Source organism: Rhizobium sp. TAL182 (assembly GCF_002117725.1).
GTDB classification, from domain to species: domain Bacteria; phylum Pseudomonadota; class Alphaproteobacteria; order Rhizobiales; family Rhizobiaceae; genus Rhizobium; species Rhizobium esperanzae.
This window is the reverse complement of sequence record NZ_CP021024.1, coordinates 321806-336125: the sequence shown is the minus strand read 5'-3', so window position 1 is coordinate 336125 and position 14320 is coordinate 321806. Positions and strand designations below refer to the sequence as shown.

15 protein-coding genes are annotated in these 14320 nt (G+C 62.0%); 10 read left to right on the top strand and 5 right to left on the bottom strand.

Annotated elements, in window-relative coordinates; genetic code table 11:
- The first annotated feature begins 6 nt into the window (after positions 1-6).
- Genes Tal182_RS01710 through Tal182_RS01700 form a run of 3 tightly spaced genes read left to right on the top strand, consistent with a single transcriptional unit; the run spans position 7 to position 3747 of the window.
- Positions 7-1545 carry a di-heme oxidoredictase family protein gene (locus Tal182_RS01710; RefSeq protein ID WP_085857868.1) on the top strand — a complete coding sequence of 513 codons (1539 nt, stop codon included), beginning with the start codon at positions 7-9 and terminating at the stop codon, positions 1543-1545.
- The gene (locus tag Tal182_RS01705) at positions 1545-2645 is read left to right on the top strand and encodes an imelysin family protein (RefSeq protein WP_085857867.1); all 1101 of its coding nucleotides are present in this window, start codon (positions 1545-1547) and stop codon (positions 2643-2645) included. Before Tal182_RS01710 ends, Tal182_RS01705 begins: the two co-directional genes overlap by 1 nt.
- Before the next feature lie 4 nt (positions 2646-2649).
- The gene (locus Tal182_RS01700; protein ID WP_012482350.1) at positions 2650-3747 is read left to right on the top strand and encodes a DUF1513 domain-containing protein; all 1098 of its coding nucleotides are present in this window, start codon (positions 2650-2652) and stop codon (positions 3745-3747) included.
- Here Tal182_RS01700 and Tal182_RS01695 read toward each other — a convergent pair.
- Positions 3729-4805 carry a DUF2252 family protein gene (locus Tal182_RS01695; RefSeq protein ID WP_085857866.1) on the bottom strand — a complete coding sequence of 359 codons (1077 nt, stop codon included), beginning with the start codon at positions 4803-4805 and terminating at the stop codon, positions 3729-3731. The two genes, Tal182_RS01700 and Tal182_RS01695, sit on opposite strands and share 19 nt — an antisense overlap.
- Before the next feature lie 232 nt (positions 4806-5037).
- On the opposite strand from Tal182_RS01695, the gene Tal182_RS01690 reads away from it, so the two are divergent.
- The 3 genes from Tal182_RS01690 to guaA all read left to right on the top strand — a co-directional run bounded on the left by Tal182_RS01690 (position 5038) and on the right by guaA (position 7800).
- Positions 5038-5487: a PaaI family thioesterase gene (locus Tal182_RS01690; protein WP_010028223.1), complete on the top strand. Its 450-nt coding sequence runs from the start codon at positions 5038-5040 to the stop codon at positions 5485-5487.
- A complete protein-coding gene (locus Tal182_RS01685; protein WP_004673906.1) occupies positions 5484-6122 on the top strand; it encodes a 5'-methylthioadenosine/S-adenosylhomocysteine nucleosidase in 639 nt (212 codons plus the stop codon). The genes Tal182_RS01690 and Tal182_RS01685 overlap by 4 nt, the downstream gene beginning before the upstream one ends.
- A 115-nt stretch (positions 6123-6237) precedes the next feature.
- On the top strand, positions 6238-7800 hold the full coding sequence (guaA, locus tag Tal182_RS01680; RefSeq protein WP_085857865.1) for a glutamine-hydrolyzing GMP synthase: 1563 nt from the start codon (positions 6238-6240) through the stop codon (positions 7798-7800).
- Positions 7801-7906: 106 nt separating this feature from the next.
- Here guaA and Tal182_RS01675 read toward each other — a convergent pair whose 3' ends face one another.
- The gene (locus Tal182_RS01675; RefSeq protein ID WP_085857864.1) at positions 7907-8797 is read right to left on the bottom strand and encodes a hypothetical protein; all 891 of its coding nucleotides are present in this window, start codon (positions 8795-8797) and stop codon (positions 7907-7909) included.
- A gap of 286 nt (positions 8798-9083) precedes the next feature.
- On the opposite strand from Tal182_RS01675, the gene Tal182_RS01670 reads away from it, so the two are divergent.
- Entirely contained in the window at positions 9084-9614 is a 531-nt protein-coding gene (locus Tal182_RS01670; protein WP_085857863.1) for a dihydrofolate reductase family protein, read from the top strand.
- Between the two features lie 198 nt (positions 9615-9812).
- Positions 9813-10304 (top strand): GNAT family protein, encoded by a 492-nt coding sequence (locus Tal182_RS01665; RefSeq protein ID WP_170965890.1) that lies wholly within the window; start codon positions 9813-9815, stop codon positions 10302-10304.
- A gap of 84 nt (positions 10305-10388) precedes the next feature.
- On the opposite strand, the gene Tal182_RS01660 is transcribed toward Tal182_RS01665, so the two are convergent.
- The 3 genes from Tal182_RS01660 to Tal182_RS01650 all read right to left on the bottom strand — a co-directional run bounded on the left by Tal182_RS01660 (position 10389) and on the right by Tal182_RS01650 (position 12921).
- Positions 10389-10934 carry a YbhB/YbcL family Raf kinase inhibitor-like protein gene (locus Tal182_RS01660; protein WP_085857861.1) on the bottom strand — a complete coding sequence of 182 codons (546 nt, stop codon included), beginning with the start codon at positions 10932-10934 and terminating at the stop codon, positions 10389-10391.
- A gap of 41 nt (positions 10935-10975) precedes the next feature.
- A complete protein-coding gene (locus Tal182_RS01655; RefSeq protein WP_085857860.1) occupies positions 10976-11827 on the bottom strand; it encodes a helix-turn-helix domain-containing protein in 852 nt (283 codons plus the stop codon).
- Positions 11828-12024: 197 nt separating this feature from the next.
- A complete protein-coding gene (locus Tal182_RS01650; RefSeq protein ID WP_064800364.1) occupies positions 12025-12921 on the bottom strand; it encodes a LysR family transcriptional regulator in 897 nt (298 codons plus the stop codon).
- Positions 12922-13049: 128 nt separating this feature from the next.
- On the opposite strand from Tal182_RS01650, the gene Tal182_RS01645 reads away from it, so the two are divergent.
- The gene (locus tag Tal182_RS01645) at positions 13050-13424 is read left to right on the top strand and encodes an Atu4866 domain-containing protein (RefSeq protein WP_085857859.1); all 375 of its coding nucleotides are present in this window, start codon (positions 13050-13052) and stop codon (positions 13422-13424) included.
- A 43-nt stretch (positions 13425-13467) separates the two neighbouring features.
- Positions 13468-14319: an oxidoreductase gene (locus Tal182_RS01640; protein ID WP_170965891.1), complete on the top strand. Its 852-nt coding sequence runs from the start codon at positions 13468-13470 to the stop codon at positions 14317-14319.
- The last annotated feature ends 1 nt before the right edge of the window (position 14320 follow it).

The following is a 14320-nucleotide window of genomic DNA, read 5'->3' as shown; positions in this document are numbered from 1 at the left end:
TCTGAAATGTCGCATGCCCCGGCCCGCAGATTGATCGCCAGCGCAGCGCTCTGCGCCACGCTTGCCGGCTTTTCCACAGCCATCGCCGCCGGTTTTGATCTGCCGGTGAAACGGACCGATCTTTCCGAGGCCGATCTCAAACGCGTGACCGAGGTCACGCAGTCAACCAAGGATTTTTCCAAGGCTGAACAATATGAAGCGATGCAGGCGGGCGCGGCGACCTCGATCGACCCCGTCACCGAAGACAGCTTCTCGCATATTTCGGCCAATATCCCCTTCGAGGAAGAGCAGAATTTCAAGCTCGGTAATGCGCTTTTCCGCAAGCTCTGGGTTTCCTCGCCCTCCTCGACGCAGGCCTCCGATGGGCTCGGGCCGCTCTTCAACGCCCGCTCCTGCATGAGCTGCCATGTCAATGACGGCCGCGGCAAACCGCCGGAGGGAGGCCCAAGCGCCGTGTCAATGTTCCTGCGGCTTTCCCGCGCAGCCAGGACGCCGGAAGAGGAAAAGGCGATCGCGAACGCTGACATCCTCAATTTCCCCGATCCGGTTTATGGCCATCAGCTGCAGGATCTTGCCGTTCCCGGCCTTGCCGCCGAAGGCCGGATGACAATCCGCTATGATGAGGAGACGGTAACGCTTGGCGACGGCGAGACCGTATCGCTGCGCCGGCCGCATTACGCGGCGACCAACCTGGCCTATGGACCGCTCGATGCTTCGACAACGATCTCGGCACGTGTCGCTCCCGCCATGATCGGCCTCGGACTGATCGAGGCGATCCCCGAGGCCGATATCCTTGCCCATGCCGATCCCGACGATGCCGATGGCGATGGCATATCAGGCAAGGTGGCGATCGTGCGCGACCACCGCAGCGGCAAGATTTCGCTCGGCCGGTTCGGTTGGAAGGCGCAGAATGCTACGGTGCGCGACCAGAATGCCGACGCCTTCGCCAATGATATCGGTATTTCGACGCCCGACCACCCGGACGCGTATGGCGACTGCACCGAGGCGGAAAAGAAATGTAAGGCAATGCCGACCGGGGTGCAGAAACGGCTGGGCGCAGAAGAAGCGCCGGGGCCTATTCTCGATCTCGTGACCTTCTATTCGGAAAACCTGGCCGTTCCGGCGCGGCGCAAAGCGAGCTTTTCCGAGACGCTGCGGGGCAAGCGGATTTTCTACGAAACCGGCTGCATTTCCTGCCATGTACCGAAATTCGTCACCCGCCGGGATAGGGTGAACAAGGCGCAATCCTTCCAGCTGATCTGGCCCTATTCCGACTTTCTCCTGCACGACATGGGCGAGGGTCTGGCCGACGGGCAACAGGTCGGGCTTGCAAGCGGACGTGAATGGCGCACACCACCGCTATGGGGTATAGGACTGACCCGGACGGTCAGCGGACACACCTTTTTTCTGCATGACGGCCGTGCGCGAAACGTCACCGAGGCGATTCTCTGGCATGGCGGCGAAGCTGAAAAAGCCCGTAACGCGTTCTCCTCCCTGTCCAAAGACGACAGGGAGGCCCTGATTACATTCCTGGAGTCACTTTGATGCGCCTTTGGCACCCCCTGCTCTGCCTCACTCTGATCAGCCTCGCCACATCGGCGGCCGCTGAGACCGCCGCTCCTCCGGCAGGGCTGAACGAGGATGCCGTTCCCGCCGTCATGCAGCGCGCCGTCGACGAGGTGATCCGCCCGGGCTATCGCAATATGCAGCAATCGGCCGCCCGGTTGACGACGGCGATGAAGGATCTCTGCGACGCCGGCACGCAGCAAACGCTCGACAAGGCGAAATCGGCCTTCGACGATACGATCCGCTACTGGTCGATCATCGAGATCGTCCAGACCGGCCCCGTCATCCAGGACAATCTCTTCGAGCACATTCTGTTTTATCCCGATCGCAAGGGTGTCGGCCTGAAGCAGGTGCAGGCGCTGATCGCCAAGGCTGATCCGAAGGATGCGACGGTCGATGCGATCGCCGGCAAGAGCGTGGCGCTGCAGGGCCTGACGGCACTGGAATACGTGCTTTACGGCAACGGCTCGGAAAATCTCGTCGGGCAGAAGGGCGGCTTCCGCTGCCTTTACGGCGCCGCCGTCGCCGGCAATATCCAGCGCGAGGCCGGCGAAGTCGTCGCCGCCTGGGAAAAGCCGGACGGGGTACAGGCGAGCTGGAAACATCCTGGCCCGCAGAGCAATGATTTCATGGACAACAAGGAGGCCGTGACCGCGCTGCTCGGCATTCTCGTCCACGGCGCCGAGAATGTCCGCGATCAGCGGCTGGAACAGTTCTACAAGGGCAAGGATAACGCGCCGCGGCCGCGCATGGCGATCTACTGGCGTTCGAAAAATACCTGGAAGTCGATGGCCGCCAATCTGGAGGGCCTGCGCACGCTCTGGCAGAAGGCCGGCATGGCCGAGCTTCTGCCGCCGGACAAACGGTCGATTGCCGCTTCGATCGACGAAGACTTCAAATCGCTGCTCGACAGCGTGCCGAAACTCAACCCCGATATAGACGCCGCCACCAGCGATGCGGAAAAGGCCAAGCTCGACACGCTTTTGGCCGAAAGCCGTGCTCTGATCACCCGGATCGGCGACGACTATGGCGCGGCCATCGGACTTTCGGCCGGCTTTTCCTTTTCGGACGGAGACTGAAGCGATGATGCGGAGCGCCTTGATCAATCGACGCAGTTTTGTCAAGGCGGCAGGAATCGGCTTCCTTGCAAGCTTGGCGCCGAGGTCGCTGTTGGCGCTTGAACGGGCCGATGCGGTCTACGCCTCGGGCATTCGCACGGCAAACGGTTCCTTTGCGATTGCGACCGTGACCGAGCACGGCGAGATCATTGATCAGGTGGCGCTTCCCGCCCGTGCCCACGGCATGGCCTTCAGCGCCGCCACCGGCAAGACCGTCGCCTTCGCGCGCCGGCCAGGCACCTATGCGATGATCTTCGATCCACGAAATAAGGGCGAGCCGATCGTCATCAGTTCCAGGGAAGACCGCCATTTTTACGGGCATGGCGTCTTCTCGCCCGATGGCCGGATCCTCTACGCCAGCGAGAATGATTTCGACGGCAATCGCGGCATGATCGGTCTCTACGACGCCACCAACCGCTTTGCTCGCATCGGCGAATACGAGACCTATGGCATCGGTCCGCATGACATGACGGTTTCCGATGACGGACGTCTGCTCATCGTCGCCAATGGCGGCATCGAGACGCATCCGGATTTCGGCCGCACCAAACTCAATCTCGGGGCGATGCAGCCGTCGCTGGCGCTGATCGATGCGGCAACGGGCGCCTTGATCGAAAAACACGTGCTGCCGGCCGAATGGTCGCAGTTGTCGACCCGCCACGTCGACCTCGACGGCGAGGGCCGCATCTGGTTCGCCTGCCAGTACGAAGGCCACCGCAAGGATCTGCCGCCGCTCGTCGGCCATTTCGCCAAAGGTGAGGATCTTTCCTTCGTCGCGCTGCCGGAGGAGACGACGCGCAGGCTTGCCAACTATGTCGGAGCGATCGCCGTCAACCGCAGCGAAGGTCTCGTCGGCATCACCTCGCCGAAGGGCGGCACCTCGGTGACCATCGACGCAAAAACGGGCAAGGTGCTGGCCGAGAGCGCCGTTCCGGAGGCCGCCGGCATCGCGCCGGCAAGAGATGGCTTTGCCGTCTCCTCCTATGACGGCGATTTCCTGGCGACCCGCAGCGATGTCGCCTGGGATCAGCACATTGTCCGGATCTCTCAGCGGGCGCGCGCATAGGCCTTCTGCTCGGCGCTGACGCTCGACGCCGCGGCCCTCGCCGCCTCATGCAGCCATTCGGATCCCCGGGCCTGTAAATCCTGCAGGATCGCTGCTGCGGCGGCCGCATCGTTGGAATGGCAATTGGCGATCTCGGAACCCATCAGTTCGAGCATTGTCGGCGAAAGCAGGATCTCCGGATGCTTGTCGATTTCGATCTTGCGGCTGTTCGGCGAGAGCCGGCGCACGAGGATGCGGTCGCAGACGCGATAATGAGGATCGGCCGCGCGCGCCCGGCCGGCGGCGATTTCACCCGCACGGATCGTCCCATCAAGCGGCCGTTGGTGAAGCGACCAGACCGAGGACACCAGCGCCTTCGCCTCGCGCAAGACCGGCCCACCCTGCCATTCGGCATAGGCGACGAAGCGCGGGCGGCCGAGGCTGCCGGTGCCGGCGCTGCGCGGCTTGGCCGTGAAAGGTCCCGATCCCGATGGCAATGCGTCGGCAAGGGCCTGGATATAGGCGGCCGGCGCCTTCGTCTTGTCCGGAGCCAACATCTCGTATTTTTCCCAGAATTCCCGCCGTTCCGAATTCGGCAGCATCAGCGCCTTGCGCAGCCATTTGTGATCGCGTTCGAGGATGACCGGCAGCGGATTTTCAAGGCCTCTGCGGTAACCGCCGAGGATCAGTTCACCGATCATGCGAACCGAGGGACCGTCCTCCCCGCGCGCCAGGATGGCGCTTGCCGCAAGACGAACGAGATCCAGCGCATAGGGCATCACCGCCGCATCGTCGAAATCATTGACGCCCCAGACGAGCCGGCCCTCGCTATCGCGCCAAGTGCCGAAATTCTCCAGATGCGTATCGCCGATCGCCAGCACCTCGGGCGCACGGCCGAGCTCCGGGCAGATATCGAGGATGATCTCGCACCAGCGCCAATAGGTGGCACGCAGGAAGACGAAATCGTCGCTGCGCATCTTATCGTGCTTTTCCAGGAGATCGTCCTTGACGAGATCGCCGCCGAGCTCCCCGGCCAGCCAAGTCTCGAAATTTCGAACCGATTGCGATATCGTCGTCATAGCGCCGGCGCTCCCCTATTTCGAGACAGGACGCCGGAGAATACCCGCTGCGCGCGAAGCTGCAATCGTCTTCGCAGGAGGCCGGCAACGGTTTGCGCAACGACGGCACGGCGAAAGGTTGCGCTGGCGACACGGCTTGAGGTTTCCATCGCCCACCGGTTCGATTTCAGCAATGTCCAGCTTGTCGAATCCGGCCCGCCATGCCACTTTCCCGGCTTCGAGAGGGGTAGCCATGAGTGAGACTGACAGGGGCGATTTCCGCGCGCGAATCCGCCGCAACTTTGCGCGCCAGGCGGCGATGCAGACGATCGGCGCGGAGCTGACGCGCGTCGAGCACGGCGTCGTCGAGATCGAGCTTCCCTTCGACATCAAACTGACGCAGCAGCACGGCATTCTGCATGCGGGCATCATTTCCGCCGCGCTCGATTCAGCCTGCGGCTTTGCCGCCTACAGCGTCATCGACCCGGAAGCCTCGATCCTGACGATCGAGTTCAAGGTCAATCTCATGTCGCCGGGGCGCGGCGAGCGCTTCCTGTTTCGCGGCGAGATCACCAAGCCGGGCTCCACCATCATCGTCGCCGACGGGCGAGGCTACGCGATCAGCGACGGGCCGGCGAAACTCATCGCCTCCATGACCGGAACGATGATGGTCATCCGCGGCAGAGAAGGAATTACAGGATGAAGTTCGAATTGAAATCGGTCGCCGGAAAATCCATGCTGTTCGTCATGGCGGCGGAGGCCGAATACGGCCCGTTTCTGCGGTCGCGCATCGAACCCTTGATGACCGGCGTCGGTCCGGTCGAGGCAGCGGTGGCGCTGACCAAGACGCTGGCGCGGCTCGACGCTGCCGATGATCTGCCAGATCTCGTCGTTTCGCTCGGCTCGGCCGGTTCGGCAAAACTGGAACAGACGGAAATCTATCAGGTAACCTCGGTTTCCTACCGCGACATGGACGCTTCGCCGCTCGGCTTCGAAAAGGGCCGGACGCCCTTCCTCGACCTGCCGGCGACGCTCGAGCTGCCGCTGCGCATTCCTGGTATTGCCGAGGCAAGTCTTTCCACGGGCGGCAACGTCATTTCGGGTGCCGCCTATAGCGACATCGACGCCGACATGGTCGATATGGAGACCTATGCGGTGCTGCGCGCCTGCCAGGGCTACAAGCTGCCGCTGATCGGCCTTCGCGGCATTTCCGACGGCGCGGTCGAGCTGCAGCATATTTCCGGCTGGACCGAGTATCTGCACATCGTCGACCGCAAGCTGTCCTACGGCGTCGACAGCCTGTTCACGGCGCTGGAGGACGGGGTTTTCTGGTTCTAGGCCCTGAAAAACCGCACGCCTTTCCCGACGCGCGAGGGACAATCGGAACAATAAAAACCCGATGCCGCCGATTTCCCGGATTGCAAGGCGAAGCGCTTTTCTTTAAAGCCTCGCCATGACCCACACAGCACATCCCGACTCCGTTCTCATCGTCGATTTCGGCAGCCAGGTGACCCAGCTCATCGCACGACGCGTGCGCGAGGCCGGCGTCTATTGCGAAATCGTTCCCTTCCAATCGGCCGAAGAGGGCTTCAAGCGCCTGCAGCCGAAAGCCGTGATCCTGTCCGGCAGCCCGGCTTCGACGGTCGACGAAGGATCGCCGCGGGCGCCGCAGATCATCTTCGACAGCGGTCTGCCGGTCTTCGGCATCTGTTATGGCCAGCAGACGATGTGCATGCAGCTCGGCGGCAAGGTCGAAAGCGGCCATCACCGCGAATTCGGCCGCGCCTTTCTGGATGTCGACAAGGATTGCCAGCTGTTCGAAGGCCTCTGGTCCTCCGGCTCGCGCCATCAGGTGTGGATGAGCCATGGCGACCGCGTCACGGCGCTGCCCGATGGTTTCAAGGTGGTCGCCACCTCTTCCAATGCGCCCTTCGCCTTCATCGCCGACGAGAAGCGCAAATATTACGGCGTGCAATTCCACCCCGAGGTCGTCCATACGCCTGACGGCGCCAAGCTGATCGGCAACTTCATTCACAATGTCGCCGGCATCAAGGGCGACTGGTCGATGTCGGCGTATCGCCAAAAGGCGGTCGAAGATATCCGCAAGCAGGTGGGCGACAAGCGCGTCATCTGCGCGCTTTCGGGCGGCGTCGACAGCTCCGTCGCAGCGCTCCTGATCCACGAGGCCGTCGGCGACCAACTGACCTGCATCCTCGTCGACCACGGCCTGATGCGCAAGGACGAGGCGGCCAACGTTGTCGCCATGTTCCGCGAGCATTACAATCTGCATCTGCTGCATGTCGACGCTTCGGACCGTTTCATCGGCGAACTCGAGGGCGTCAGCGACCCTGAAACGAAGCGCAAGATCATCGGCCGGCTGTTCATCGAAACCTTCGAGGAAGAGGCAAAGAAACTCGGCGGCGCCGATTTCCTCGGCCAGGGCACGCTCTATCCCGACGTGATCGAGAGCGTTTCCTTCACCGGCGGCCCGTCGGTGACGATCAAGTCGCACCACAATGTCGGCGGCCTGCCGGAGCGCATGAACATGCAACTCGTCGAGCCGCTGCGCGAACTCTTCAAGGACGAGGTGCGCGCGCTCGGCCGCGAGCTCGGCCTGCCCGACAGCTTCATCGGCCGCCACCCCTTCCCCGGGCCCGGCCTTGCGATCCGCTGCCCTGGCGGCATCACCCGCGAGAAGCTGGAGATCCTGCGCGAGGCCGATGCGATCTATCTCGACGAAATCCGCAAGGCCGGCCTCTACGATGCCATCTGGCAGGCCTTCGCCGTGCTGCTGCCCGTCCAGACCGTCGGCGTCATGGGCGACGGGCGCACCTATGAGTTCGTCTGCGCGCTGCGCGCCGTCACCTCCGTCGACGGCATGACCGCGGATTTCTACCACTACGACATGGAATTCCTCGGCCGCGCCGCAACGCGCATCATCAACGAAGTGCGCGGCATCAACCGCGTGGTCTATGACGTCACCTCGAAGCCGCCCGGCACGATCGAGTGGGAGTGAAGGTTGTAGGGTGCCCGGGAACGCCATCCCGACCAGCAAATTTTTGACAGTGTTCTGAAAATTGCTTTCGCCGCCTCCGGGATGGTGAAAGCGAGGCCTCATGAAACTACAGGGGAGGAGCTCGGCTCGACGTCACATTGCGGCTGGCGTCGATGACGAGGTCGGCGCTGGCAGTCATAGCGCACGAATGCGCCAGCACGAACTCGATCTGAACTTTGTCGCCAGCCTCTGCCGAGAGTCGCTTACAAATCTTTTGCATAGCGTCGTCCATCGGACCCGGTCCCGCCAGAATGATGACGCAGCTGATCGTAGACAGGAGAATGTCCTTGAGATGCGAGAAATCAACCAGGGTTACCTTGCGCTCTTCTTTCCAATGGCCGACATCCGCGCTCGGCACGAGGCCTTCGATCATCTGGTGAGCAATGCTCACGTAGCTTTCGTGATAGGTAACAAGCACGCGTCCGGTTCTTACCATCTCCGCCGTAATCCGGCCAGCGAGGTCGCAGCGGTTCCTGCGGCTCGTGCACATGATGCGGATTGACTGTACGCCTGATCCGACCGCGGCAAGCACGTCTGCCATCGTGTCTGGTGGATCAACCGGCTCCCCTGCGATCGGCCCCTCAAAAGTTGTATCCCGCTGCCAGTTCATGCTGGCCTCATAGTCCCGAGACCAATACTCTAGAATCCGGTGCATAACGCTGCTCATGGTGGGCCCAGCACCGCAGCAATAAACGTTTGGCGGATCCCCGTAATCCACCCGACTGAGGCGGATCTCATCATTCAAGCTCAAACTTTTGCTAGCGAAGACTTCAGTTAGCGCGACCTTGAACATGCGTCCGCACCCTTGGCACGAAACCTCGGCGAGCGCCGCTTCGGAGGCGTAAATATTCCCTAGGTCTTCCGGCGAGAAATCTCCAAAGCGGGGAACGCCGTAGTCGTCGAACCATGTCGGCTGTTCTGCAATGCGGTCGAGGATATCTTTATAGTACTGATACATATGCGATGCTTGGATCCCCGAACGAGTAGAATGACCGCGTCACAATTGCAGATCGCTTCCGTGACGCCAATAGTGGTCACGGCGAATCCTCTCGCAGAGGGTTGCCTGCGCACTCCTTTTCGTACTGAGGCGAGATTGGTAGTTCCCAATGGCGCTCTTTTGCGAGTTGCCCACACTGGTCTGTGAAAAACCGGTTGCAAATTAACATCAGTCCATCTAGGCTTTGAGCGATCACGCAACGCCATCCGACTCCCGGCGATGAACCCTTGAAGGAAAGGAAGTGAGCATGGCCAAGCTCGTGTTCGGAATGAACCAGTCCCTGGACGGCTATGTCGATCACATGGCGTTCGGGCCAAGCCCCACGCTCTTTCGTCACTTCGTCGAGTCGACGCGGAGGCAAGCGGGCAGCGTGTACGGTCGGCAAATGTATGAGATCATGCGTTACTGGGATGACGATCATTCTGAATGGAACGCAGACGAACGCGACTTCGCGGCCGCCTGGCGAAACCAGCCGAAATGGGTCGTCTCGCGTTCGTTGAAATCGGTCGGTCCCAACGCCAGCTTGGTCGAGGGCGATCTTGAGAGCGCGATCCGCAAGCTGAAAGCCGATGGCGACGGGGAGATCGAAGTGGCGGGCCCGGACCTGGCGCGAAGCCTCACCGATCTTGGCCTGATCGACGAGTATATTATCTATCTGCATCCCGTTGTGCTCGGTCACGGCACGCCCTATTTTGCCGGACCACGACCGCCGCTGCGCCTTATTGCTAATGACCGTATTGACGAGAATGTGATCCGGTTGGTCTACGTTCCAGCTTAATTTCCCGAAGGGGGAAAGACGCGTGCTAGGATGCTCGCGGACTTCTTGTTCGCACTTTCGTTTGTAGGAGAAGGCCTTTGTTTGCCGTCGCAACGATCCAGAACTCACCGGCTGCGGCGGTAGGGATAGAGGCGCTCGGCATATCGGCCGAGAGCTGATCTCCACTATTGCCCGGCCTTGGCGCGCCCATACGGGTGCATGTCTAATGTCGAGAAGAACATGATCATCGAACTAACGCCTATTGATTTTGACGCGCTGCTGAAGGGCAGCGCGCCTCTTAACCTGCGCCTTGTCCCCGACAGCGCGATTGCGCCTCCCGAGGTGTTGGAGATGCTGAGCCGCCTTGCGGCCGACATCGGCGCGGCATTCTCGCCGTCGGCCTGGATGATCGTGGAGGAGGATGAGATCGTCGGTCTCTGCTCCATCGTTAGAACGCCACGAGATGGAAACATCCACATCGGCTATGGCATTGCGCCTTCCCGCCAGGGCCGTGGATGCACGACCCGGGCCATAGGGCAGTTGCTGGCATGGGGACGGAGCGATCCTCGCGTGGCGCTGCTCTCTGCGGAGACAGGGATCGGGAACATCGCGTCGCAACGTGTTCTCGAGCGCAACGGGTTCACCCGCACCGGCGAGCGCATCGATGCCGAAGACGGTCCGTTGATTTGCTGGGAAGCCGTGACGGGTTAGTTTGCCTGGAGGACGAGCAGGCATGGCCGGCCAAGGTTTCCTTGGCCGGCCGCGTTCTGCAGCGACAATGGCTGTCCGACGGCATCAGCGGCCGTAGGTGACCTCGATCGAGGCCTTGTCGAGCGTATTTGCCCGGACATAGTAGCCAACCATCGCGCCCGGTGCCGTCTCGGGAAGCGGCAGCTTGTCCACCGACAGCGCGTAGACGGTGAACTGGTAGTGGTGCGGCGCATCGCCGACTGGCGGGCATGCGCCGCCATAGCCTGATGTACCGAAATCCGTGCGGCCTTCCACGGCCCCTGCCGGAAGCTTTTTGTCACCGCTGGCGCCGGTGGCAATCTTCGAGGCGTCTGCCGGAATGTTGAACACCGACCAATGCCACCAGCCCGAACCGGTCGGAGCATCCGGGTCGTAGACCATGACGGCGAAGCTCTTGGTTCCCTCTGGCGCGCCCGACCAGGCCAGTTCCGGCGAGATGTTCTTGCCCGAGCAGCCGAAGCTGTTGAAGACCTGCGCATCGGCCATGGCCTTGCCTGATGTCAGATCCTTCGAGGTGAGCTTCATTTCGGCATGGGCGGCCGTGGCGCCACAGACGGACGCGGCCAGAAGTGCTGCTGTTATAAGACGCATGTTGTTTTCCTGCGGTTGATGATGCGGGAAAACTACCGTTGTCACGGCAGCGCATCTGCCCCGCTATGCTCAACTTCTGCCCCGATCCGCTCAAAACGCTCAGCTCCGCCCCGCACATGGCGCGGATTGACGCCGAAGCGCTCTTTGAACCGTGCCGAAAATTGCGACGGCGAATCGTAACCGACTTCGAGCGCCACCTGTGCCATCGGCAGGGTTGTGGTTTGGATGAGGGCGAGGGCGCGATTCATCCTTGTGTCGCTCAATATCTCGCTGAAACTTGTCTTTTCGGCGGCGAGCTTACGCCGGAGCGTCGCTTCGCTCATGTTTAAGGCGCGCGCCGCGTGCCCCAGCGTCCAATCGAACGCCGTATCACCTTCAATCATCTGCCTCAGTCGATCCTCGAGCCGAGGACTTTCGCATTGGCCCAGCACCGCGCCGCAGAGCGCGAACCAGGTGATCAGCTCCATCAAACGCGCCTTGGCAATGGCGCCGGGAAGCCTCGTCAGGTTGCCGGGCTGACAGCAATAGGCAAACAATGCCGCCGCTTCCTCCGGCAGGTTCGAGGTACTTGCCGGGAGCGGCCGCGAGGGGACGGCGATCGAACCCATGGCGATATAGGCATCCTCGAAGAGCTGTCTTGGAACAGGCAGCGCCAGGGTCTGATACTTCTGCGGCGCCTTTGGAATGTTCTCCATCGTCAACGGCCGATAGTCGGGCAGCAGGGCATAAGCGCCCGCCTCAAGACGCAAAGCCTTGTCATCCGCCATGACGATCTTCGTTCCCGACTGCACCTGGATCAACAGGGGGCTCGTATTGACGAGACGAAAAAAGCAGGCCCGCCCACCCTGGCGGATCAGGGCCCTGGTTGGAATGTGAAAGACGTCGTCCAGCATATGGTCTCCGGCAGCATAAGCCATTGGGAGCGGAAGGGATTACGCGCACCTCAATACGGGACGCCGCTGGCCGCTTCCGCTCGCTCAGGAACCGGAATTAGCAAAAGCGCGTGACAGGGGCAATCTTAGCGGGGCGCAGCGACCAGTTGGCAACCGCCGAATTTGCTTGGTGAAGATCCGCCGTGGCGATGGATCGCCTACCGCTTGCCGGACCTCTTGATATGCTCAACCAGCGCCCGCAGCTTCAGCGGTTGCCGCTCGCGCCTGGGATAGTAGAGATAGAAACCCGGAAAGGGCGGGCAGAAATCCTCCAACAGCGGCATGAGCTCGCCGCGATCGACATAGGGCGCAAAGGTTTCCATCATCCCAAACGTAATTCCGGCCCCGGCGCGGGCCATGCGGATCATCACTCCCATGTCATTGGTCGTCACCACGGGATCGACGGCGACGTCGAAGTCGCGGTCGTTCTCCGTGAACTCCCAGCGATAGGGCGCGGTATCCGGGCGCGGCCGCCATCCGATGCAGGCGTGGTTCTGCAGGTCGCGGGGATGGCGAGGCGAACCGTGACGCTCGAGATAGCCTGCCGATGCGGCGGCGCATTGTCTCTGTGGAGACGAAACCGAAATCGCGATCATGTCCTGCTCGATCACCTCGCCCAGTCTCACACCAGCGTCGAAGCCGGCTTCGACGATGTCGAATTCGTCGTCGGTGATGGTGATATCGAGCTTGATGCCGGGGCAGGCCTGCAGGAATCCTGTCAGCAAAGTCCCGGACAGGAAGCGCTCGGCAATGGAGGAAACGGTGATCCGCAGCAGCCCGCTCGGACGCGCCTGCATGTCGCGCACCGTCTGCATCGCATCCCTGACCTGGCGCATCGAGGGGCGAACCGCCTCAAGGAAGACTTCGCCGGCCTCGGTCAGGCTGACGCTGCGCGTCGTGCGCTGAACCAGCGGTGCGCCAAGCCGGTCCTCAAGACGCTGCAGGGCCTGGCTGACGGCGGAGCGGGTCACGCCGAGACGCTCGCCGGCGAGCCGGAAATTCCGCGCCTCCGCTACGGCGAGAAAGACTGAAATGCCTTCGAGATCATCGGCCATTGGTTAGCAATGCTAACCAAGTCATCCGGCATTGGCAACTTAATCGCGCGGCTCGCCAAGATTATCTTCCAGTCGAGGTCGAGGCATGGCCTAGCCCCAAGTGCTGCCCTGCTTCGAAAGGAAGAGCGATGCGAAAGTTTTCCAGCAGCCCAGTTCTGCATCTCTTCACCGCCATCATTATGACCGGCACGGCGATGCCGGCGTGGTCGGCCGACGCCTCGAACGAGCGAAAATCCAAGTTCCAACAGCCAAGCGAGAACACCATGCAGCAGCATCCCTATGTCGGAATGTGGGTCACCGACGACGGCAGCGTCCGACACGAACTCCTGCCCGACAATCGTTACGACGAGGCCCGCGGAAGCCGGGAGAGCGCCTATCGCGGACGCTACGAAGTCACCGGAACACATATCGAATACTGGGACGATACGGGCTTCACCGCCGACGGCGATTTCGTCGACGACAACACGCTCCATCATGGCGGCATGGTGCTTCGCCGCAAATGACCCGCCCGCACACCGAAAAGGCCGCATAGGACGGCCGGAAAGGATGACGACCATGTCTTCCACCACACCCATCTGGTTCATCACCGGTGCATCATCCGGCCTCGGCCGGGCACTCGCCGAAGCGGTCCTGGCACGCGGTTGGCGCGCTGCCATTACGGCGCGCAGGCTCGATACGCTCGGCGATCTCACGGCAGCGCATGGGGAGCGGGCGCTGGCCCTCGCCCTCGACGTGACGGATGGCCGCTCCGTCGCTGCTGCGGTCCGCGACGCCGAGGCGCATTTCGGCGCCATCGATGTCCTCGTCAACAACGCCGGCTACGGATATCTCTCGGCAATCGAGGAGGGCGAGGATGCCGAGATCCGCGCTCAGTTCGAGACCAATGTCTTCGGCTTGATCGCCGTTACCAAAGAGGTTCTGCCCGGCATGCGCTTACGCCGGCAGGGGCATATCTTCAACGTCTCCTCGCTTGGGGGGCTCGTCGCCTTCGCCGCTACCGGCTACTACCACGCCACCAAGTTTGCGGTCGAAGCCCTGTCGGAATCGCTGGCTCATGAGGTCGGGCCGCTTGGCATCCGCGTGACGATCCTGGAGCCCGGCGGCTTCCGCACGGATTGGGCCGGCCGCTCGATGGTCGAATCCAGAACAATCATCGAAGACTATGCCGAGACCGCCGGCACGCGGCGCCAGGCCACCCGCTCAATCTCCGGCAAGCAGCCGGGCGATCCCGCGCGCGCGGCAAGCGCAATCATATCGGCCTTCGAGGCGGGCGAACCGCCGCTGCGCCTGCTGCTCGGGGCAGCTTCCCTGAAGATCGCCCGCGATCGGCTCGATACGCTGCGCGCCAATTTCGATGCCTGGGCGGAGACAACGCTCAGCGCCGATTTTCCGAACTGAT